Here is a 21,998-nt window from a genome sequence, read left to right as displayed (position 1 = left end):
ATGAAAAAGTTTTTAGTCACCTATTCATGGCTGATTTTATTGTTTCTTTATTTACCAATGATGGTACTCATGGTGTATTCGTTTAATGACTCGCGTATTAATGCGGAGTGGCAAGGTTTTACACTTCATTGGTATACAGACTTATTCCAAAAACAGGATGTACTGGATGCGTTTGTAAACAGTTTAACAATTGCTGTTGTTACGACAATTGTTTCCACGCTGCTTGGTGTGTTGTTTGCACTTGCTCTGCATCGTTATAAATATCGTTTTGAAGGTGCAATTAACGGACTTGTATATTTACCAATTTTAATTCCAGATATTTTAATGGGATTATCACTTCTCATTTTATTTAGTCAGCTTGGTATTGAACTTGGGCAAATGACAATTATTATTGCTCATATTACATTTAGTATTTCATTTGTTGTTATTATTTTATCAGCACGACTTTCTGGTATGGGTCGTGACTTAGAAGAAGCGGCAAATGATTTAGGGGCGACCCCGTGGCAAACGTTTCGTTATGTGACGTTACCAGGGCTCACACCAGCTATTATTTCAGCGGCATTATTGACATTTACATTATCTATTGATGATTTCGTTATTAGCTTCTTCGTATCAGGACCAGGATCAACAACATTACCGCTGTATATTTACAGTATGGTAAAACATGGTGTAACGCCAGAAATCAATGCGCTTTCTACAATTTTGATTGTTGTGATTGTCGGATTAATGATTGCTTCTGAAGTGTTCCGTAATAAGGGTGCGGATGGAGAAGAAAATTCAGGAGGCCATCTGCCGTTATAATAGATGGGGGCATTTATTAAGCTCAAATTAGGGAGGGAATGCAAATGAAATGGATGAAAGTAGCTGCAAGTACAGTACTTACTTTTGGAATTACTGCTGGAGTGTTAGCAGGATGCGGCGAAAAGAAAGAGGAATTAAATATTTACAGCTGGGCTGATAACTTTGATGAGCAAGTTATTAAAGACTTTGAAAAAAAATATAACGTTAAAGTGAACTATGATAAGTATGCAAGTAATGAAGAAATGCTTGCGAAATTACAAGCAGGCGGTGCACAGTATGATTTAATTCAACCGTCTGATTATATGGTGAAAACAATGGTAAATATGAATTTGTTAGAGCCGTTAGATAAAAAGAGCATTCCGAATGTAGAGAATCTTGTTTCGAACTTTAAAACGCCTCCGTTTGATCCGGAAAATAAATATTCTATCGTTTATACATGGGGCGTAACAGGAATTGCTTATAATAAAAAATATGTGAAAGAACCGCCAACAAGTTGGAGTGATCTTTGGAATGAAAAATATAAAGGTCACGTAGCGTTATTAAATGATTCTCGTGAAGTTCTTGGTATGGGACTTAAGAAAAATGGATTTTCAAATAGTACGCAAAATGATGCTGAATTAAAAACAGCTTTCACGGATATTCAAAAATTATTACCAAATGTATTAGCGTTTGATACAGATAATATTAAGCAAAACTTCATTACGGAAGAAGCATGGATTGGTACAGTATGGTCTGGAGATGCAGCATTCATTGCAAAAGAGAATAAAGATGTTGATTACGTAGTTCCAAAAGAAGGCGGAACAATTTGGGCAGATACATTAGCGATTCCAAAGGGTGCAAAACATAAAGAGCTTGCAGAGAAGTTTATTAACTACTTAATGGATCCAAAAGTTAGTGTGAAAAACTATGAATCCATTGGATATAGTAATCCAAATGAAAAAGCTCGTTCTCTTCATAGTAAAGAATATCAAGAGAATCATATGATTTTCTTAACACCAGAAGAGTTAAATCGTACAGAATGGCTTGTCGATGTGGATGGGAAATTAAAAGATTATGATCGTTACTGGACAGAACTAAAGACAGGTAAAGAAAAGTAATAAAAAACGCGATTCCTTAACGGAAATCGCGTTTTTTTATAGATGGAAGTTTTACTTTATGAGCTAGAGAATGGATATGATACACTAAGACATAGAATATGAGATAGAATGGAGAAGAGGGATAGGTGATATTTGGTGAAGACAACTGTACATAAAGTAGATGCATGGGGAAAGGTTGGAGCGTTCTTATATCGATTTCGCTATACAACAATTGCTCTATTAGTGTTGCTAGCTGTGACACTTGGCATATTTGCCCCGAAGCTTCCAGGTGTATTAGGCGGGGATGGATTTCAAACGAAAGGCGATTATGAAACGACAAAAGGGATATTAGAGAAAGATTTTAAACAGTCACAAGATACGCTCCTGCTCGTCTTTCAAAAAGAACAAGGTGTTTCTCAGCAAAGATTTACAGAAAGAATTGATGAGATTGTAAAAAAAATTCAAAAAGAAGAAACATACGATTCTTTTCATCATCCTATAGAAAATAAAGCAATGTTACAGGATGATATTGCTTATGCAACCATTTTATTTTCCGGGAAAACAAGTAAAGAGCGGAAAGAAAAAACATTAGCCTTTGCAAAGGAAATCCAAAAAGAAAGTAACGGGGAAGTAAAGGTGTCTCCAACTGGATATCCAATTATTAATGATGAAATAAATACAAGAACACAAAATGATTTGAAAGTAGCAGAGATGATCGGTTTGCCGATTGCTTTTCTTGTATTATTGCTTTCTTTTGGTAGCTTGTTTGCATCTATTTTGCCTATTTTAAACGGAGCGTTAAGTGTCATTAGTACGATGGGGATTTTATATTTTGTCGGAGAACAAAAGGAACTTTCTATTTTTGTACTAAACGTGGCGCCGATGATTGGGCTTGCTTTATCCATTGATTTTGCTCTTTTATTTGTGAATCGTTTCCGGGAAGAGCTTGCGCATCGTTCTGTCAAAGAGGCAATTATGATTACATATCAAACGGCAGGGCGCGCCATTATTTTTTCAGGTTTATGTGTATTTGTCGGTTTATCTGGTTTGTTCTTTTTCAAAATTGATTATATTCAATCTGTCGCAATTAGCGGGATGATTGTTGTAGTAATGAGTATTTTATTTTCGTTAACGATGCTCCCAGCATTGTTAACGTTAATGGGAAAACGTTTAATAGGAAAGAACCAAAATGTTCATCGCACAGCACCAATGTGGCGTAAATTTGCACAGTTTGTAATGAAGTATCCGATTGTGATGACAGTTGCTGTATTTACATTTATTGTTATTTGTTTATTGCCGCTTCGCGGTGCAGATTTACAGTTCCCTGGTGTAGAAGCATTACCTAAGAAAAGTGAAGCGCGTATTGCCTATGAACGTTATGAAGACGCGTTTAATAAAATGGTGAAAACTCATGCAGATGTAACACTTGTTGTTCAGACAAAAGGAAAAATAACAGAAAAAGAAAATTTACAAACGCTGCAAAAGGTTGTGCAGAAGTTAAAGAATGACAAAAATGTATATGAAGTGAAGAGTCTATATGAGCAGCTTGGCAATATGTCTGCAGAACAACTGTCAGCAATACTGCAATCGCCAAATCGTGCGCAAGTAGAACCGGTATTAGATGCGTATGTAAAAGATAATAAGACGACCATTGGAATTGTTTTAGATACAAAGCCAAGAACAGAAAAAGCAAAGCAATGGGTGCGAGATTTTAAAGAAAATTATAAAACGGAAGGGATAACGTATTATTTAGGCGGAATGACAACATTTCAACAAGAACTAGAAGATGAGATAAAAAATAAAGTTGTTGTTGGGATGTCTGTTATTTTCACTTCAACATTTCTAATTTTATTGCTAGCATTTCGCTCTTTACTTATTCCGATTAAAGCAATTGTGATGAATGTGCTTAGTTTAAGTGCGACCATTGGAATTATCATTTGGCTCTTTGAAGGAGGCCATTTTGGATTAGAACAAAGCTCAGTATTATTTGTATTACCTATCTTTATTTTCGGGTTAGTATTTGGATTAAGTATGGACTATGAAGTATTTCTTATTTCACGTATTCATGAATTATACGAGGAAACAAGAGATAATGATTATGCAACATTAGAAGGATTAGTGTCAACGAGCCGAATTATTACATCAGCTGCGTTAATTATGATTGTTGTTACAGGTGCATTTGCTTTTACTGATATTTTGCCAGTGAAACAAATGGGGATTGGCGTTGCGCTAGCTATATTCCTTGATGCAACAATTATTCGATTAATTCTTGTACCAAGTTTAATGAAAATGTTTGGTGAGTGGAACTGGTGGCTCCCATTTACGAAGAAGAAACAGAAAGAAATGCATTGAGAAATAGCTCTCATCCTATATGGTGAGAGCTATTTATATGAATAGCCTCCCACCCTTTTAGTGAATAGTATGAGGTAAGGAGATTACATATAAGAGTGGGTGAAGACAATGTTTCGTTATTTTAAATTTAAATTGAATGATACTGTACAATTTGCAGAAAACGATGGACATATGTATCGCATTGTCGGCTATCGGTTAGAAAAAGGTTTTTATCCAAAGGATGAATGGACACATATTATTTATGAACTTTTGCGAGAGTTTGATGGGTACACACTCGATGCAGAAGAAGATGAGCTTGTGAAGGTTATTCAAGTAGAGGAGGAGTATTATAAAATTCATGATGTAGGAGAATATCGCTACCCTGTTAAATTGAAAACATCGCCGAAAAAATGTAATCATAAAACGATAGATCAATTATTAGATGCTTATAATGATTACAAGAGGCTAGCGGAATTTTTTAAGGACTTATCATATGAAAGAAAAGCTGAAGAAATGTTGCTGGAGATAAAAAAACTTCATGCATAAAGTGAAACTTTAATCAGCGGGGACTTCTTCATACCCCACTGATTATTAGCTCTCACCAATCGGGCTTTAACGGACAGTTCATTCATTGTTGAACTGTCTTTTTAACTATGCATGAGAAGCGATTTTCCGTTACAATAAGAGGATTAATAGGAATAAGGTGATTGAATGAAAGTAAAGAAAATGGGAGAATGGTGTGAAATTACAGTTCCTTCTGTATGGGAGGGACGAACGGTTGATTCTATTTTGAAAGAAGAATGGCAAGTTCCGAAAAAGTTATTACATCACTATCGTATGGAAAAAAGCATTCTTGTTAATGGGGAAGGAAAACGATGGAGTGAACAGCTGCAAGAAGGAGATAAACTGCAAGTTCATATGTTCATGCAAGAAGAGTATGATGTGGAACCAGAGTTTTACGATATAGAAGTTATATATGAAGATGACCATGTATTAATTGTTAATAAACCAATTCAAGTAGATACACATCCTGCAAATAAAGGCGGGACAGGAACATTAGCAAACTATGTAGCATTTCATTTGCAAATGCAAGGAATTGAAACAAAAGTACGTCATATTCACCGGCTAGATAAGGATACAACAGGCGGAGTCGTTTTTGCAAAGCATGCATTAGCTGGTGTGATTATGGATCGATTATTGATGGAACGAAAAATTAAGAGAACATATATGGCACTTGTTGAAGGGAAAATACAAAAGAAGCGAGGCACAATCGATGCTCCAATTGGACGAGATCGTCATCATGCATCGAGACGCCGTGTTTCCCCAAAAGGTGACCGTGCCGTAACTCATTATGAGGTCGTGCAATATTCGAAGGAAAGTAACATAACGCTTGTTAAAGTTCAATTAGAAACGGGAAGAACACATCAAATACGTGTTCATATGAGTTACCTCGGTCATCCACTGGTTGGCGATGTATTGTATGGCGGTAAGACAAAGCTATTTTCTCGTCAAGCCTTGCATGCTGCTCATATTACAATGTTACACCCGATTACAAAGCGTCAAATTGACGTAGATATACCTCTTCCTCATGATTTTTCTCATATATTACATTCTTATATGTATACAAAATAAATAGAGCCTTTTGAAAAGGCTCTATTTATTTTGCTATTTGCCGGCAGTAATCCCTCAACTTCAAATTCAGCAGAAAGCAAAGAAGTTAGATAGGGGATAAACTGCTGGCATGCACCCGATTGGTGTAACTAATAATCAGTGGGGAGAACCCCCACTGATTAAAGTTTCATTTTATGCTTACTTTGAAATAAATTCTTGTGTCCAGTAGTTTCCGTTTTCTACATAGCCAACACCGATATGTGTGTATCCGCTATTTAAAATATTTGCGCGGTGACCTGCACTATTCATCCAAGCTTGTACAACTTCTTCTGGAGTTTGTTGTCCCTGTGCAATATTTTCACCAGCAGATCTGTATGAAATACCAAACTGTTTCATCATATCAAACGGAGAACCGTATGTTGGGCTAGTGTGGTCGAAGTAATGATTTTTTTGCATATCTTCTGATTTAATACGAGCCATTTTGCTTAACTCAGTATCTACTTTTAATGCTGGTAAACCTTGTTTTGCACGTTCAGCATTTGTTAAATCAACAACTTTTTGCTCAAATGCGCTTAATGTACCTTTTGAGTCCTCAGCTGGTTTATCAGCAGGTTTGTTAGCAGGCTTATCAGCTGGTTTATCAGCAGGTTTAGTTGCTTGGTTGTTATCAGCTGGTTTATCAGCAGGTTTGTTAGCAGGCTTATCAGCTGGTTTATCAGCAGGCTTAGTAGTTTGGTTGTTATCAGCTGGTTTATCAGCAGGTTTAGTTGCTTGGTTGTTATCAGCTGGTTTATCAGCAGGCTTATTAGCTTGGTTGTTATCAGCAGGTGTATTTGCTTCATTGTTATTAACTGGATTTGTAATTACAACATCTCCCCAAGGAGTTGTAACAGTTATGTTAGTTGGTTGTCCAGGAATTACACAGTTACTTGGTTGGAAAGCACCTGGATTCCATTTTGCATATGAGTTTAAAAGAGATGTTATGAAAGATTGGAAGTCTTGTTGATTCATATGCTGCATGAAAAATGGAGATTGCGAAATATTTTGAACTTTAATTGCTGATGGTTGCACTGTTTCTGCTTTCGCACCATTTGTTCCTAATCCAAATGTAAGAGCAGTCGCTGCAGCTACAGATAGTAAAACACGTTTTTTCATTGTTAAATTGTCCCCCTAATTATGTATAAAGTTTATGAAACTGTTATCACACAGATTTTATTTTTGTCGGCCTGTTTGACTGACACATTCATCGTAGCATAGATTTTGTCGAAAAAAAGTTGGAAAAAAATTCATAGGTTATGAGATTTCCTTTTTTATCCTAGATTTTAGAGAAAGAACAAATGCCGAAATACTAGATGTTATAAGGAATAGACAGTAATTTTTATGAGAAGAAATAAAAGAGAAATTGGATATAACTTCCGGTGGAGAGGAAGAGAAAAGGGATAACATCAGCATTTATAGAGGATTAACGAGGAATATTATGGATGCTTTTTTACATAATTGTAATCTTTTTGTCGTTCTTTTTTACGATACAGTAACATACTTTTAATGTTGTAGACTATAAAAAAGACGGGCGTATCTTTAATAGAGAAAGGTACGCCCGTTTTTCGTTTAAAATTATTGTTCTTTTTGTGTTACTGCTTCAAGTAACAAGTCTACAATATGAACTCCTTGCATTTTATGGGAGAGGCCTTCACGTTCAATACCAAGTTTCATTTGCAGTAAACAGCCAGGATTTGCTGTTACAATTGTTGTTGCTTCGGTTTCATGAACTCGCTCCATTTTGTAGTCTAAAAACTCCATTGATAGTTCAGAATGTACAATATTATAAATACCAGCTGAACCACAGCAACGATCAGCATCTTTCATTTCTTTATAAGTTACGCCTTGAATCGCTTGTAATAGCTTGCGAGGTTCAGAAGATGTACGCATCACGTTTCGTAAATGACAAGAATCTTGATACGTAATGACTTGCGGTGGCAGACGTAAGTCGGTGCGTTTATGAAAATCTAATTCTACTAATATAGCAGAAATATCTTTAATTTTCCCAACAAATTGTTTTGCACGGTCTGCCCATTCTGGATCATCTTTTAATAAATAGTCGTAATCAACTAAATAGGCTCCGCAGCCGCCAGCGTTTGTAATAATATAATCAATTTTTAAGTCTTCAAATGCTTGAATGTTTTTCTTCGCAAGTTCTTTTGCACCGCTCTTTTCACCAGCATGGCCGTGCAGGGCACCGCAGCAATTTTGCTCTTTTGGAATGACAACATCACAACCTGCAATTTGCAATAGTTTCATTGTGGCATTATTTGTTTCTAAGAACATTGTATCCATTAAACATCCTGTAAAGAAGGCAACACGTCTTTTTTTTGCCGTTTCTGCTGGCAAAAACTCAGGACGGTTTTTCATTTCTTTCATTTTTGGTACTTTTGGAAGAACGAGATCCATTGCTGCTAATGTTTCAGGAAATAACTTCATAATCCCTGTTTTATGTGTGAATGTTTGTAAGCCGGAACGCTGATAAAACCCAATTAGTCCTGTTAATGTCCGCATACGATTTTGATGAGGGAATAACCCTTCAAAGACAATTTTACGAACAGCTTTGACTGGTATAGAGAATGTTTTGTTTTGATTTATAATATCACGTGCTTCTTCTAATAAATGTCCATAATTAACGCCCGATGGACAAACAGGTTCACAAGCGCGGCAGCCAAGACAAACATTTAGCGTGTTTTCTATGTCTTCATCTGGTTTGATTAAGCCATCAACGACCGCTTTCATTAGCGCAATGCGCCCGCGCGGAGAGTGGGATTCTTGAAACCCAGATTGAATATAGGTTGGACATGTTGGTAAACAAAAGCCGCAGCGCATACAGTTCAGTAGTTCATCTTCATTTAAACGTTCTTTAAATTCTTTTTGAATTTGTTTTGTATTTAATGTAGTCATTGCTGAGCCACCACTCTTTTACGAGAGTCTTTTGCAAACATTTTACCAGGATTCATAATATTGTTTGGATCAAATGCTTGCTTAATAGCTTTCATTGCCGCTATGCCTTCTTTACCAAGTTTTAATTCTAAATAAGGAGCTTTCATCGCACCAACTCCATGTTCGCCTGTAATGGTACCGCCAAGTTCAATCGCTTTTGCAAAGATTTCCGCAAAGGCTTGTTCGGCACGGTGCATTTCTTCTTCATTACGAGCATCTGTCATACAAGTAGGGTGGAGATTACCGTCACCAGCATGACCAAATGTACAAATTGGAATGTTATACTTTTTAGCAATTTCATTAATTGCTTCTACCATCGGTGCAATTTGCGAACGAGGCACTGTTGCATCTTCTAAAATTGTTGTTGGTTTTAATCGTGCTAATGCAGATAGCGCACTGCGGCGTGCTGTGCGAAGTGCATCTGCTTCTGTTTCATCTTTTGCAACGCGAACATCAACAGCATGAAGAGAACGGCAAATATTTGCCATCTTTTCAATATCACGGTTTACTACTTCCAGAGAACCATCTTGTTCAATGAGCAGAACTGCTTTTACATCTGTTGGTAAGCCGATTTGAGCAAATTCTTCTACGACTTCAATTGTCGGTTGATCTAAAAATTCTAATGTGGCTGGAATAATTTTATTTGCAATAATTGCAGAAACAGCACGTGCAGCTTCATTAATATCTTGATATAAAGCTAGCATTGTTTTTTTCGTTTCCGGCATTGGGACAAGTTTTAAAATGGCTTCTGTTACAACGCCAAGTGTTCCTTCAGATCCAATGAATAAACGTGTTAAATCATAGCCAGCTACATCTTTTGCTAGTTTACCACCTGTGCGAATCATATCACCATTTGGTAAAACTGTTTCAAGTCCCATGACATAATCACGCGTTACTCCGTATTTTAAACCGCGTAAACCACCAGAATTTTCATTAATGTTTCCACCAATTGTTGAAATTTTCATCGAGCTTGGATCTGGTGGATAGAATAATCCCTTTTCCTCAGCAGCTTTAATAATATCTAATGTAATCACACCAGCTTGCACCGTAATTGTTAAGTTTTCTTCATCAATTTCTAAAATGCGATTCATATGGCGGAAAATAAGAACAATTCCACCTTCTAACGGGCAAGTTCCTGCGCAAAGGTTCGTTCCAGAGCCGCGTACATATACGGGAATCTTATGTTCGTTGCATACTTTTAAAACTTCTGCTACTTCTTGCGTATTACGAGGTGCGACAACCGCATCTGGCATTGCCTGAAAGTTTGGAGTCGCATCGTAACTATACGTTAAACGTCCCATGTTAGACGTATCTACATTTTCTTTGCCAACAATGGATATAAATGCATCAACAATTTGTTGTTTTAACATACTGAAAATCCCCCTTAAACTGTTATGCAAAGTTTTTCTAAACACAAACTTTGTCACAGTGTTTTTCTATTTTTATGATAAAAAAAAGCGGGGGCTCCCGCTATGTGTGAATAAACAAATATTATCCTATTTTTTCTTCTTTTTTTGGATGATTATCCAATAGAAGTAGGGCGAAATATAAAATGACTAAATCCTTTATTTGCTTTGGATCTAATTTGGTGTATTCTTCAATCTTCTTTAGTCGATAATGCAGTGTATTAATATGGATATGAAGCATTTCCGCTGTTTGTTTATACGATTGATTGTTTTCAATAAATAAACACAATGTTTGAATCAATTCTGTTTCTGCATGAAGTTTGTGAATTGTGCGCTGTAAAAATTCTTCACGCGTATAGGGATTAATATCTTGAATGCACATTTCTAGACGCAAATCTTCATTAAAAATAATATCTGTCGTTTTTTGAGAAACAACAAGTGCCCGTAGTGCTTGTTCATAAGAGTGATGCATCTCACTTGGTGCAACTATTTGTCCAATACCGATGCTTAATATAATAGGAAATAATGCTTCACATTCATATTTTAATCGCTTTAAAAATTGAAACGTTTCTTTTTTTGTTTCAAACGACTGAAATAAAATAAACCGGTCGTTGCCCCAGCGTACAAACAAGTCTTGTTTTGGTAAAAGATTGCGTATATGTTGCCAAATTTTTCGTTGGAGCATCGTGTCATCTTGGTTATATGAAAGTAAAATGAGTTGTTTCTTTTTTTGTAAGTCAATTCCAAGGGTTTTTGCACGGTCTAAGAAGCTAGGAGACCAATCGTTACCTTGAAGCCAATCAAATACGAATGCCTCGTATGAGCGTTGTTCAAGTTCTAGCTGTTCTATAAAATAGTTTTCGTGAATTAATAGTTCAGTCATTTTCCGTAATATTTCTCCGTATTGTGAAATGTTTTCTGGTTCACCTGTAATACCAATTACACCAATCACTTCATCGTGAAAGAGAAGAGGAAGGTTGATGCCCGCTTTTACGCCGCATAGACGCTGTTCATCTTCGCTTGTAATAATAACCGTTCTTTTTTGCTCAGCACAGCGAAGAGCTCCTTCATGAAAGCCTCCGATTCTTACTTGGTCTGTACTTGCGATAATTGTTCCATTTACGTCAATAATGATAATATTTTCAGTAATGAGTCTACGTACTTCACGGACAATTTTATTTGCTAAGTCGGGAAAAAGCATACTTCTAACACCCACTATTTTTATATTTGTTTTACTATTATAAAGTGATCATTATAAAGAAAAAAGATTTCACACTTTCCTCACAATTATTTGCTATTTTACAAGTATAACGAAACTGTCCATAATGGAGGTAATCTTTTGAAAAGGTGGCTTATTTCACTTTGTATCGTACTATTACTTACAGGGTGTAAGGGAGGGGCTTATCAGTCTATTGATCCGAAAAAGCCTCTTCTTATAACGACAAATATAAAAGAAGGAAGTATTAGCTTTATTGATACTGATACGAAAAAAACAATTACAACGTGGCATTTAAATGAAGCTATTTTGGGAACAGTGTTGTTACCAGACGGGAATCGTTTGCTTGTGTATGGAAAACAACTAGATTATATATATGTGTATTCTTTAAAAGATGGAAAACAGCTTGAAAAATGGAATACAGGAAAGGGTATAGCAAACGTTCTATTATCTGAAAACGGAAAAGAATTGTTCGCAGCGGATCAAAATCAACAAAAAATTCGTATTTTCACAACCGATGGAAAAGAAAAAGAGAGTATTTCAGTGGGGAAAGGCCCGCTTACCATGGTGCAACATAATGAGATGTTATATGTTCTAAATTTTTATGATACGAAATTGTCTAGCATTGATGTGAAACAAAAAAAAGTCGTGAATTCTTTTGTAATTCCGCCGGCTTCAACAGGTGCAGTTCTTAGCGAGGATGGAAAGGACATCTTTATTGGTGGACATGGTGACGGTAAACAAGTAAATGAAAAGGTACTTGAGTATTCTCTCGAAGATGGCGAAATGCTTCAATCGTTAGATGCGCCATTTATGCCGGTCAGTTTGTCTACAGATAAACAATTTATTTATGTACTTAGTCACGGGTCCAATATGCTGAGAAAATTTGATGGGAAAACATATAAAGAAGTAGATTCTCTTGAAGTAGGATCGAATCCATTTGCGTTTTGGCAAATTGGCAATGAAGGGTATGTTGCGAGCTATGATAGTGATGAAGTGTACGTTGTAGATTTAAACGAAATGAAAATAAAACAGACGATTTCAGTTGGGAAAGGGCCATTTCAATTTGTGCAAAGGGTAGGAGAGAAAAAATGAGTAAGTATAAAGTATTACTTGTTGATGATGAAAGTGATATGAGGCAGCTTGTTGGCATGTATTTAGACAACTTTGGTTATGAATGGAAAGAAGCCGAGAATGGAAAACAGGCATTGCACATGCTTGACATAGAAAACTTTGATTTTGTTATTTTAGATATTATGATGCCAGAAATGGATGGGATTACAGTATGTAAAGAAATCCGAAAAACATCGGATATTCCGATTATCTTTTTGACAGCAAAAGGGGAAGAGTGGAATCGTGTAAATGGACTGCGCACTGGAGCGGATGATTATATTGTCAAACCATTTAGCCCTGGAGAATTAATTGCACGTATGGAAGCGGTATTAAGGAGATATACGAAATATGAAGAACAAGAAGAGATGGAATTTGGACCGATTATAATTAATGAGAAAAGCCGCCGCGTTGAAATAGAGGGCGAAGGTATTTCATTAACTGTTAAAGAATTTGATTTACTTTATTTTCTTTGTCAGCATAATGGCCAAGTATTTAGCCGCGAGCAATTGCTTGAAAAAGTTTGGGGCTATGATTACGCCGGTAGCACTCGAACAGTTGATACACATGTGAAAACAATGCGCTTAAAGCTTAAAGAACAGGGGAATTGTATTCAAACTGTTTGGGGCGTAGGCTATAAATTTGAGGTGTAAGATGTTTACGATGGTACAAAAGTTATGGCTTACAGTTGCATGCGCTGTGTGTGTAACAGTTTCGTTTTTATATTTTGTCTCGCTGTATTCGTATGAGAAATTATATGTTCAAAATATTGAAGAGACATTAAAAACAGAGGGAAATCGTCTTGTGGCGCAATATAGAGCAGATGAGCCCGTAGATGTATTTGAAGAAAAGGTAAAATCATTCGATAAAATTGCGAGCGCAGATGTATTGTTTGTTAGCAACCCGCGTGATTTAAGTGCATGTCTTCCATTTGACGTTCATTACAATTCAATTATTAGTGAGAATGATCGGCAGACATTACTAGAAGGAAATACGGTTACGAAGATTGGATATGAAGAGCATTTTCATCGTAACATTATGGGTGTCGTTATTCCTGTGTTAGACAATAAAAAGCTAGTCGGTATTGTATATTCTTATATTCCCTTAAAGAGCATTAAAGATTTAATTTATGAAATGGGACTCATTTTAGCTCCTCTTGCTCTTGTAATGATTGTATTAACGATATGGATTGGACGAAAGATTGTCATTGCAATTACAAAGCCGCTTTCACAAATGGAACGAGTCGCACATCATATGGCGAAAGGAGATTTTTCGCAACGGATTACGATTTCATCAGAAGATGAGATTGGAAGGCTGGGAAAAGCATTCAATAAAATGGCAAGTTCATTAGAAGAAGAGGATGTACAGCGAAAAGAATTTTTAGCAAATGTGTCACATGAGCTTCGAACACCGCTTAGTTACATTAAAGGATATAGTGAAGCGATTATTGATGGAGTAGCAAAAGGAGAGCAGCAATTAAAATTTACCCAGCTTGTTCATAAAGAAGCAGGGCGTATGCAGCGTCTTGTTCATGACTTGTTGGATTTAGCACAACTTGAGGGAGAGCGTTTTCCTCTTAAAAAGCAACCAATTGTATTTGCGCAATTCATTGAAGATGTGCTAGAGACATATGAATTACAAGTGATAGAAAAACAAATTGCATTGCATACAATTCTCGATCCAGATATTATTGTCAATATTGATGAAGATAGGATGCAACAAGTGCTTCATAATGTATTAGATAATGCCATTCGCTACACAGGTGAGAACGGTGCTATTCATGTGCAATTAGAACAACAAGCAGAGCAATGTAAACTGGAAATTATAGATACTGGGATTGGCATTGGAGCCGAGCATCTTGAAAAATTAGGTGAACGTTTTTATCGAGTCGATAAAGCAAGGAGTCGTCATAATGGTGGAACCGGGCTAGGACTTGCGATTGTAAAACAAATTGTGCACATTCACGGTGGAACGTGGCATATTGAAAGTGAGGAAGGCAGAGGAACGAAAATTTCGATTTATTTACCAATTATCTCTTCGGAATAAAATTTTGTCCATTTTATGAACAAAATGTTTGTACTTCTGCGTATTTAGTTCTAAAATAGATATGGATGCTATTTTCTATATAAAGTGAAACTTACAGCAGTGGGGAGGCAGTTTATCTTCCCACCGATGGTCAGTGGAACGAATCTGATGCGTGCCAGGCCTATCTTCTTTGACTTCTTAGAATTTTGAAGTGGGAGTTTTACTGCCTGTTAGCATGGGATAAATTGTTGTCATTGTTGTTTGGATGATACTGGGGTGATACAACTGGAGTACAAATCTATTAAGCCGAAAAAAATTTACGAGGAAGTATCGGAAGCCATTTTAGCAATGATTAAAAATGGTACTTTAAAGCCTGGTGACAAACTTCTTCCTGTTCATCAATTGGCAGAGCAGTTTCAAGTTGGCAGATCTGCTGTGCGTGAAGCGTTAAGTGCCTTGCGAGCAATGGGCTTAATTGAGATGAAACAAGGGGAAGGCACGTATGTGAGGAATTTCGATGCATCTTCTTTAACATCGTCATTAAATACAACCCTATTAATGAAACAAGAGGATATTGTGAATTTATTGGAAGTGCGGAAAGTGCTTGAAGTAGGAGCAGCTCGTGCGGCAGCAGTAAAACGCACAGAAGAAAATTTGCACAATATGCAGCATTGGTTAGATGAGATGCAAAAAAGTGTAGGAGATGAAAATGCTGGTGAAAAAGCAGATTTCCATTTCCATATGGCAATTGCAGAAGCTTCACACAATAATATTTTGTTAGAATTGATGAACCATGTTTCCGAAATGATTGCTGAAGCAATTGGTGAAACAAGACGAATTATTTTATATGGTGAACAAACAACAGCAGAAAGACTTCTAGAAGAGCATCGGAAAATTTATGAAGCAGTGTTAGCGAATGATATTGAAGCAGCGCAGCAAGCGATGCAAGATCACCTAACGAATGTGGAATGTATGGTCACAGGCATCGAGAAAACAAATTCGTAATATTGCACTTTCAAAATTTTATTTTTTTGATAAAATAGAGAAAGAATAAGTAAGCGTTTACTGAATAGAAGAAAGAATAAAACATGAATAATTTATGTTTCGCTTCTTTCTTTTTACTAAGTCATCTGATGACCATATGAATGTTGACTGAGTTGAAATGAGGGGGAACTATAATATGAAAGTTACATTATTTGTTACGTGCTTAGTCGATATGTTTGAAACAAATGTCGGCAAAGCAACGGTTGAAATTTTAGAGCGATTAGGTTGCGAAATTGAATTTCCAGAAGCGCAAGTTTGCTGCGGACAACCAGCTTATAATAGCGGTCACGTAGAAGCGGCAAAAGAAGCAATGAAGCATATGATTCGCACATTTGAAAACGCTGAGTATATCGTTACACCTTCTGGTTCTTGTGCGACAATGTTTCACGAGTATCCACACGTATTTAAAGATGATCCAGAATGGGGACCACGTGCGAAAAAAGTAGCTGAAAAAACATACGAACTGACACAATTTATTGTTGATGTGTTAAAAGTTACTGACGTTGGTGCTCGCTTGGATGGCGTAGCAACGGTTCATAAATCTTGTCACATGACACGTTTACTAGGAGTAAAAGAAGCTCCGGGCATTTTACTATCAAATGTGAAAGGTCTAGAAGTAAGGGAACTACCAAATGTACAAAATTGTTGCGGTTTTGGGGGAACGTTCTCAGTAAAAATGACACCAATTTCTGAACAAATGGTAGATGAAAAAGTCGACAGTGTCATGGAAACAAGAGCAGATTATTTAATTGGAGCAGACTGTGGGTGTTTGTTAAACATTGGCGGGCGTATCGAGCGTTTAGGGAAAAATGTGAAAGTAATGCATATTGCTGAAGTATTGAATAGCCGCTGATGGAGGGGGAAGTAAGCTATGTCTATGAAAACTAGTGATAAAAAATTTAATGAGCGTGTTGGCGAAAATCTTCAAGATTCATTTATGCGCGGAGCAGTATCATCTGCACAAACGCGCTTATATACAAAACGGTTAGAGGCAGCTGATGAGCTAGGAAACTGGGAAGAGTGGCGTGACCTTGGTGAACAAATTCGTCAGCATACGCTAGAAAATCTAGATTATTATTTAATGCAACTGAGTGAAAATGTATCAAAACGAGGCGGCCATGTTTTCTTTGCGAAAACGAAGGAAGAAGCAGCTGAGTATATTAAACAAGTAGCTGAAAAGAAACAAGCGAAAAAAGTTGTTAAATCAAAATCAATGGTAACAGAAGAGATTGGTATGAACCATGTACTTCAAGAAATCGGCTGTGAAGTCGTTGAGAGTGACTTAGGGGAATACATTTTACAAGTAGACAATGATCCACCATCTCACATTGTTGCACCAGCACTTCATAAAAACAGAACGCAAATTCAAGGTGTGTTTAAAGAAAAATTAGGATATGAAAACTCTGATGATCCGTATGAAATGACGAAATTCGTTCGTAAAATTCTTCGTGAAAAATTTATGGATGCAGAAATTGGCATAACAGGATGTAATTTTGCAGTTGCTAACACAGGCTCTCTTTGCTTAGTAACAAATGAAGGTAACGCAGACCTTGTAATGTCTATTCCGAAAACACAAATTGCGGTAATGGGTATGGAACGTATGGTTCCAACAATGGAAGAGCTAGATGTTCTTGTTGGTTTACTTTGCCGTAGTGCTGTTGGTCAGAAGCTAACAAGTTATGTAACAGTAGCAGGACCAATTCAAGAAGACGAAGTAGATGGACCAGAAGAGTTCCATTTAGTTGTTGTAGATAATGGCCGTTCTGAAATTTTAGGTTCTGAATTCCGTCAAGTGCTGCAATGCATTCGCTGTGCGGCATGTATCAATGTATGTCCTGTATATCGTCATGTTGGCGGTCACTCTTACGGATCCATTTATCCTGGACCAATTGGTGCGGTATTAACACCACTTTTAGGTGGATATGATGATTATAAAGAACTTCCATATGCATCTAGTTTATGCGGAGCATGTACAGAAGCTTGTCCGGTAAAAATTCCATTACATGACTTGTTATTAAAACATCGTCAAGTCATTGTGGAAAAAGAAGGACGTGCACCGCTTGCAGAAAAACTTGCGATGAAGATGTTTAGTATGGGTGCCTCTTCTGCTGCTTTATACAAAATGGGATCTAAAATGGCGCCAGCTGCAATGAGCCCATTCACATCTGGAAACCGCGTTTCTAAAGGTGTGGGACCGCTTAAAAATTGGACGGAGATTCGTGAATTCCCAGCTCCAAGCAAAGAAAGGTTCCGTGATTGGTATAAAGAGCATAAGAAAGGCGGGAATAACTAATGGCAGGAACGATTCAAAATCGTGATTCATTTTTAGAGAATATCGCAAAACAGCTTGGACGTGAACGCAAAACAGAAGGGGTACAGCGCCCTGAATGGAAAAGTAATGTGAATGTAGAAACGCTAAATGATTACTCGCAAGAAGAACTGTTAGAAGTATTTAAGAAACAATGTAACAACATTCATACAACTGTCATTGAAACGAATAGAGATGAATTAAGTGCAGCAATCAAGAAAGTTATCTCAGAAAATGGCGGCGGGCCAATTATGTTATCTCAAGATGAGCGTTTTGAAGAGTATGGATTACAAGAGCTATTTGGAGCGGAACTTCCAGGCGAAAACGTAGAAGTAAATACTTGGGATCCAGAGAAGAAAGATGAAAACATGAAGCTAGCGGAACAAGCAAATATCGGAATTTCGTTTAGTGATTATACGTTAGCGGAATCTGGTACAATTGTAGTGCAAAGTCATAAAGGAAGAGGGCGTTCACTACACTTCTTACCGACTATTTACGTAGCTATTATTCCACGTGAAACATTAGTGCCGCGTATTACACAAGCAGTGCGAGATTTAAATACACGTGTAGAAAATGGAGAAGCACCAGCTTCTTGTATCAACTTTATTACAGGACCAAGTAACTCTGCTGACATTGAAATGAACCTTGTTGTTGGTGTACATGGACCGTTAAAAGCATTTTATTTTGTTGTATAAATAGAAAAACAGGCCTAGTAAAGGCCTGTTTTTTTGATTAGGAAAAGTGAATTTTAGGGAATACAGCATATTAAATTTTCTTGTTATACTAGGCCGAAAGGAGATGGTGAAATGCTATTTTATGTGTATGCTTTTTTCACTGGTTTGATATTAGGCTCTTTCTATCAAGTTGTTGCCTGCCGTATTCCACTCGGTTCTTCTATTATAAAACCGCGCTCACACTGTTTGCATTGTCATCATGTATTACAAGTAAAAGAGCTGATTCCCATTTTATCATTTTGTATACAAAAAGGAAGGTGCACAAACTGTAATATAAAAATTTCACCTTTTCATCCACTTTTTGAAGGTATTGCAGGTATAGGGTTTCTCCTTACAGCACTTTTTATCGGTCCTAATGAGCAGCTTATTATCGTTTGGACTCTATTATCACTTCTTTTCATTGTTACAATTACAGACCTTCTCTATATGGTAATTCCAAATCGGATCTTATTCTTTTTTGCAGGGCTATTTGTAATAGAGCGTTTTTTTATCTCACCTTCACTATGGTGGGATGGACTATTAGGAGCAGCAGTTATGTTTGGACTCTTATATATCATTCAGGTAATTTGTCCAGCAGGTATTGGCGGCGGTGATGTAAAACTACTCATTTTACTTGGATTTGTAGTTGGGACAAAAACTATATTACTATCACTTTGTTTTTCTTCATTGTTTGGTATTTGCTTTTTTACTATTTCTATTGCTTTTCGATGCATGACTTATAAACAACCGCTTCCTTTTGCGCCGTTCATTGCACTTGGAACAATATGTGCATACAGTATATATGTGTAGAGGAGGAGATGAAATGAATGTATATATGGATGATCAAAGACCTTGCCCAGCAGGTTTTATATTAGCAACATCGGTCGAACAGACGCTGGAGCTCATTCGGAATAATAATGTACATACGTTATCGCTTGATTATAATATGGGATTGCGGCAGAGAAATGGGTTGTATTTTATAGATGCCTTTTGTAAGGAAGGATTACATGTCGAGGAAATTCATCTTCATACGAATGATACGATAGGACAATATTATATGTTAAATCGGATACAAAAAGGAAAGGTGTCCGGAGAAATTTCTTCATCTATTATAATCAAATGTGTTGGAAGTTATTAAAAAATCTGCATTCCAAATTTCTTGGAATGCAGATTTTTGATGCTATCCCGCCCAAACAGTCGGTAAGAAGTAAGGCAAGGAAGAGAGCCAAACCGTCTGTAAGGGCCCGATTGGTTCAACTAACCTTCTGGAAAAAACCCGCTCCCAGAAGGAAGTTTCACTTTACCCCGCCCAAACAGCCGGTAAGAAGTAAGGCAAGGAAGAGAGCCAAACCGTCTGTGAGGGCCCGATTGGTTCAACTAACCTTCTGGGAAAAAAACGCTCCCAGAAGGAAGTTTCACTTTATTTTGCATGCGCTTGTAATGGAATGATTTCTTCAGTTTGTGAGGAAACGATTTTATCTTCTGTAGATTCTGGTTTGTTTTTTGTTATAGTTAAATAATGATATACCATACCAACAAATACAGATCCACCAATAATATTTCCAATTGTAACTGGAATTAAGTTATGAATTGCACCTGCAACAGAAATTGTATCAGGGTGTGGTGATACTAAAGAAAGTGCAAATAGTGATAGATTTGCGATGCTATGTTCATATCCAGATAAGAAAAATGTAAAGACAATAAGCATTATCGTAAGGATTTTTGCTGTATCTCCCTTTACTTGAGAAGGAAGGAAACATGCAAGACAAACGAGCCAGTTACATAAAATACCTTTAAACAATAAGTGCATTGTTGAGGCGCCCATCTTTGTTCCGACAACTTCATTTAATAAGTGATTGTGACTAATCGTTTCAAAAATACCAGTCGCATAGAAGAGTGCTGCAAAAAATATTGCCCCTACTAAGTTACCTGCATAACAAGCACCCCAGTTACGTAATGTATCACCAATTGTTGTCTCTTTTCGCAAAGTCGCGACTGTGAAATACATTGTATTTCCTGTAAATAATTCAGCACCGCCATAAAGAATTAAAATGAGTGCGATTCCAAAAAACATAGAAGATGCTAAATATGTGGCAGGTGAATGTGCATCATGAAAGAAATTCCCTAATTTAAAACATAGTACAATAACAAAACCAATATAGATACCAGCAAGTGCAGCACGAAGAAAATATTGCATTGGATTGTTATCTAGCATATGCTTCTTCTTCTTTGCAAGCTGCACAAGGTAAGCTACTCCTTGTTCTAGCATGAGTCATTACGCTCCTTTAATATATCGTTTATAAATACTCTTGATATGAATAAAGTACACGTATTTGTTTCTACTTTCAATAAGTTTGTGCAACATTTCACAAAAAGGACATGATTTACGTTAGGAGCGCTACCATTTGCAATATATAATATATTAAATTTTAGATAAATAAGAAAGATTGTCTATGTTTGAGGAAAAAGAAAAAGCGCTGAAATTACAGCGCTTTTTCGTTATATTTTTTCGGATTTTGTTGTACATTTGGCGTTGTTTCTTTTGATAAGAACCAACCACCTGCACCAATTGCAAGCAATACAATCCAAAATGTAATTTTCCAAGTAGCTGATTCTGGGAATCCATGTGGAATCACGCCTAATGCGGGATGAGCTAACGTATGAACTGCTAATTTCACACCAACCCAGCCTACAATCATAAATGCAGCAGTTTCCAACCCAGGTTTACGTTTCAGTAAGTTTACGAAAGCAGATGCAGCAAAGCGCATAATGATTAATCCAATCATACCACCTGCGAAAATAACGAAAAATTGTGCTGTATCGAGGCTACCGATCGTACCAAGATTTGTTTCCGGTAATGTCACAGCTAATGCAACAGCTGCTAAAATAGAGTCAACAGCAAACGCAATATCAGCAACCTCTACTTTAAATACAGTCCACCAAAAGTTTTCCTGTTTTTTCTCTGTCTCTTTTTTCTCTGTTTCTTCGTTCGTTCCATTCTTTTTTACATAAGTTTTTACAAGATGGTTAACAGCAATAAACATTAAATAGACAGCACCAATCGCTTGTACTTGCCATACATCGACAAGAAATGAAATCATAAACAGCGATCCGAAGCGAAATACAAAGGCTCCTGCAAGCCCATAAAATAAAGCTTTTTTACGTTTTTCTTCCGGTAAATGCTTTACCATAATTGCAAGGACAAGCGCGTTATCTGCTGCTAAAATTCCCTCCAAAACAACTAAAATAAGTAATACCCAACCATACTCCAATAATAAAGATAAATCCATTTCCATTCTCCTCTCGTTTGTATAGGTGCTAAACAAAAGAAGAAAATTCCCCCTTGTTTAGCTTCCCCAAAATAAGCTCTAT

The 21,998-nt window shown here is 36.7% G+C and carries 20 protein-coding genes; 14 read left to right on the top strand and 6 right to left on the bottom strand.

All coding sequences use genetic code 11. The features are described 5' to 3' along the window. The 5 genes from AB1279_RS17805 to AB1279_RS17785 all read left to right on the top strand — a co-directional run bounded on the left by AB1279_RS17805 (position 1) and on the right by AB1279_RS17785 (position 5,840). Complete coding sequence (locus AB1279_RS17805; protein ID WP_429760116.1) at positions 1 to 801, top strand: ABC transporter permease; 801 nt, start codon at positions 1 to 3, stop codon at positions 799 to 801. Positions 802 to 845: 44 nt separating this feature from the next. Next, positions 846 to 1,898, top strand: a complete 1,053-nt coding sequence (locus tag AB1279_RS17800; protein ID WP_429760115.1) for a polyamine ABC transporter substrate-binding protein — start codon at positions 846 to 848, stop codon at positions 1,896 to 1,898. 135 nt (positions 1,899 to 2,033) lie between these two features. Next, entirely contained in the window at positions 2,034 to 4,229 is a 2,196-nt protein-coding gene (locus AB1279_RS17795) for an MMPL family transporter (RefSeq protein ID WP_429760113.1), read from the top strand. 108 nt (positions 4,230 to 4,337) lie between these two features. Then, the gene (locus AB1279_RS17790; protein ID WP_429713714.1) at positions 4,338 to 4,754 is read left to right on the top strand and encodes a histidinol dehydrogenase; all 417 of its coding nucleotides are present in this window, start codon (positions 4,338 to 4,340) and stop codon (positions 4,752 to 4,754) included. Positions 4,755 to 4,919: 165 nt separating this feature from the next. Continuing rightward, positions 4,920 to 5,840: an RluA family pseudouridine synthase gene (locus tag AB1279_RS17785; protein ID WP_429760111.1), complete on the top strand. Its 921-nt coding sequence runs from the start codon at positions 4,920 to 4,922 to the stop codon at positions 5,838 to 5,840. A gap of 177 nt (positions 5,841 to 6,017) precedes the next feature. Here AB1279_RS17785 and AB1279_RS17780 read toward each other — a convergent pair whose 3' ends face one another. The 4 genes from AB1279_RS17780 to AB1279_RS17765 all read right to left on the bottom strand — a co-directional run bounded on the left by AB1279_RS17780 (position 6,018) and on the right by AB1279_RS17765 (position 11,411). After that, positions 6,018 to 6,974, bottom strand: coding sequence for a CAP domain-containing protein (locus tag AB1279_RS17780; protein ID WP_429760110.1), 957 nt, complete (start codon positions 6,972 to 6,974; stop codon positions 6,018 to 6,020). Between the two features lie 459 nt (positions 6,975 to 7,433). Then, positions 7,434 to 8,765: a (Fe-S)-binding protein gene (locus AB1279_RS17775; protein ID WP_429760108.1), complete on the bottom strand. Its 1,332-nt coding sequence runs from the start codon at positions 8,763 to 8,765 to the stop codon at positions 7,434 to 7,436. After that, the gene (glcD, locus tag AB1279_RS17770) at positions 8,762 to 10,174 is read right to left on the bottom strand and encodes a glycolate oxidase subunit GlcD (RefSeq protein ID WP_429760107.1); all 1,413 of its coding nucleotides are present in this window, start codon (positions 10,172 to 10,174) and stop codon (positions 8,762 to 8,764) included. Before glcD ends, AB1279_RS17775 begins: the two co-directional genes overlap by 4 nt. Before the next feature lie 121 nt (positions 10,175 to 10,295). Further along, the gene (locus AB1279_RS17765; RefSeq protein WP_429760106.1) at positions 10,296 to 11,411 is read right to left on the bottom strand and encodes a CdaR family transcriptional regulator; all 1,116 of its coding nucleotides are present in this window, start codon (positions 11,409 to 11,411) and stop codon (positions 10,296 to 10,298) included. Between the two features lie 138 nt (positions 11,412 to 11,549). On the opposite strand from AB1279_RS17765, the gene AB1279_RS17760 reads away from it, so the two are divergent. The 9 genes from AB1279_RS17760 to AB1279_RS17720 all read left to right on the top strand — a co-directional run bounded on the left by AB1279_RS17760 (position 11,550) and on the right by AB1279_RS17720 (position 19,764). Next, the gene (locus tag AB1279_RS17760) at positions 11,550 to 12,521 is read left to right on the top strand and encodes a YncE family protein (RefSeq protein ID WP_429760105.1); all 972 of its coding nucleotides are present in this window, start codon (positions 11,550 to 11,552) and stop codon (positions 12,519 to 12,521) included. Then, a complete protein-coding gene (locus AB1279_RS17755) occupies positions 12,518 to 13,189 on the top strand; it encodes a response regulator transcription factor (protein WP_429751227.1) in 672 nt (223 codons plus the stop codon). Before AB1279_RS17760 ends, AB1279_RS17755 begins: the two co-directional genes overlap by 4 nt. Before the next feature lies 1 nt (position 13,190). Then, positions 13,191 to 14,582 (top strand): sensor histidine kinase, encoded by a 1,392-nt coding sequence (locus AB1279_RS17750; protein WP_429760103.1) that lies wholly within the window; start codon positions 13,191 to 13,193, stop codon positions 14,580 to 14,582. Between the two features lie 294 nt (positions 14,583 to 14,876). After that, positions 14,877 to 15,566, top strand: a complete 690-nt coding sequence (locus tag AB1279_RS17745) for a FadR/GntR family transcriptional regulator (RefSeq protein WP_429754350.1) — start codon at positions 14,877 to 14,879, stop codon at positions 15,564 to 15,566. A 175-nt stretch (positions 15,567 to 15,741) separates the two neighbouring features. Further along, the gene (locus tag AB1279_RS17740) at positions 15,742 to 16,458 is read left to right on the top strand and encodes a (Fe-S)-binding protein (RefSeq protein WP_429760102.1); all 717 of its coding nucleotides are present in this window, start codon (positions 15,742 to 15,744) and stop codon (positions 16,456 to 16,458) included. A gap of 18 nt (positions 16,459 to 16,476) precedes the next feature. Next, positions 16,477 to 17,898: a LutB/LldF family L-lactate oxidation iron-sulfur protein gene (locus tag AB1279_RS17735; RefSeq protein ID WP_154712441.1), complete on the top strand. Its 1,422-nt coding sequence runs from the start codon at positions 16,477 to 16,479 to the stop codon at positions 17,896 to 17,898. Continuing rightward, positions 17,898 to 18,608 carry a LutC/YkgG family protein gene (locus AB1279_RS17730; RefSeq protein WP_429760100.1) on the top strand — a complete coding sequence of 237 codons (711 nt, stop codon included), beginning with the start codon at positions 17,898 to 17,900 and terminating at the stop codon, positions 18,606 to 18,608. The genes AB1279_RS17735 and AB1279_RS17730 overlap by 1 nt, the downstream gene beginning before the upstream one ends. Positions 18,609 to 18,719: 111 nt before the next feature. Next, complete coding sequence (locus AB1279_RS17725; RefSeq protein ID WP_429751220.1) at positions 18,720 to 19,436, top strand: prepilin peptidase; 717 nt, start codon at positions 18,720 to 18,722, stop codon at positions 19,434 to 19,436. Between the two features lie 13 nt (positions 19,437 to 19,449). After that, positions 19,450 to 19,764: a cyclic-phosphate processing receiver domain-containing protein gene (locus tag AB1279_RS17720; RefSeq protein ID WP_429760099.1), complete on the top strand. Its 315-nt coding sequence runs from the start codon at positions 19,450 to 19,452 to the stop codon at positions 19,762 to 19,764. 282 nt (positions 19,765 to 20,046) lie between these two features. Here the strand turns inward: AB1279_RS17720 and AB1279_RS17715 are convergent, their stop codons facing one another. Then, positions 20,047 to 20,895, bottom strand: a complete 849-nt coding sequence (locus AB1279_RS17715; RefSeq protein ID WP_429751218.1) for a formate/nitrite transporter family protein — start codon at positions 20,893 to 20,895, stop codon at positions 20,047 to 20,049. A gap of 214 nt (positions 20,896 to 21,109) precedes the next feature. After that, complete coding sequence (locus tag AB1279_RS17710; protein WP_429760098.1) at positions 21,110 to 21,916, bottom strand: TerC family protein; 807 nt, start codon at positions 21,914 to 21,916, stop codon at positions 21,110 to 21,112. Between the last annotated feature and the right edge of the window lie 82 nt (positions 21,917 to 21,998).

This window comes from Bacillus sp. S14(2024), from assembly GCF_050473785.1.
Taxonomy (GTDB): Bacteria; Bacillota; Bacilli; order Bacillales; family Bacillaceae_G; genus Bacillus_A; species Bacillus_A yunxiaonensis.
Note: the sequence above shows the minus strand (reverse complement) of the source record. Positions and strands in the feature narration are given on the sequence as shown.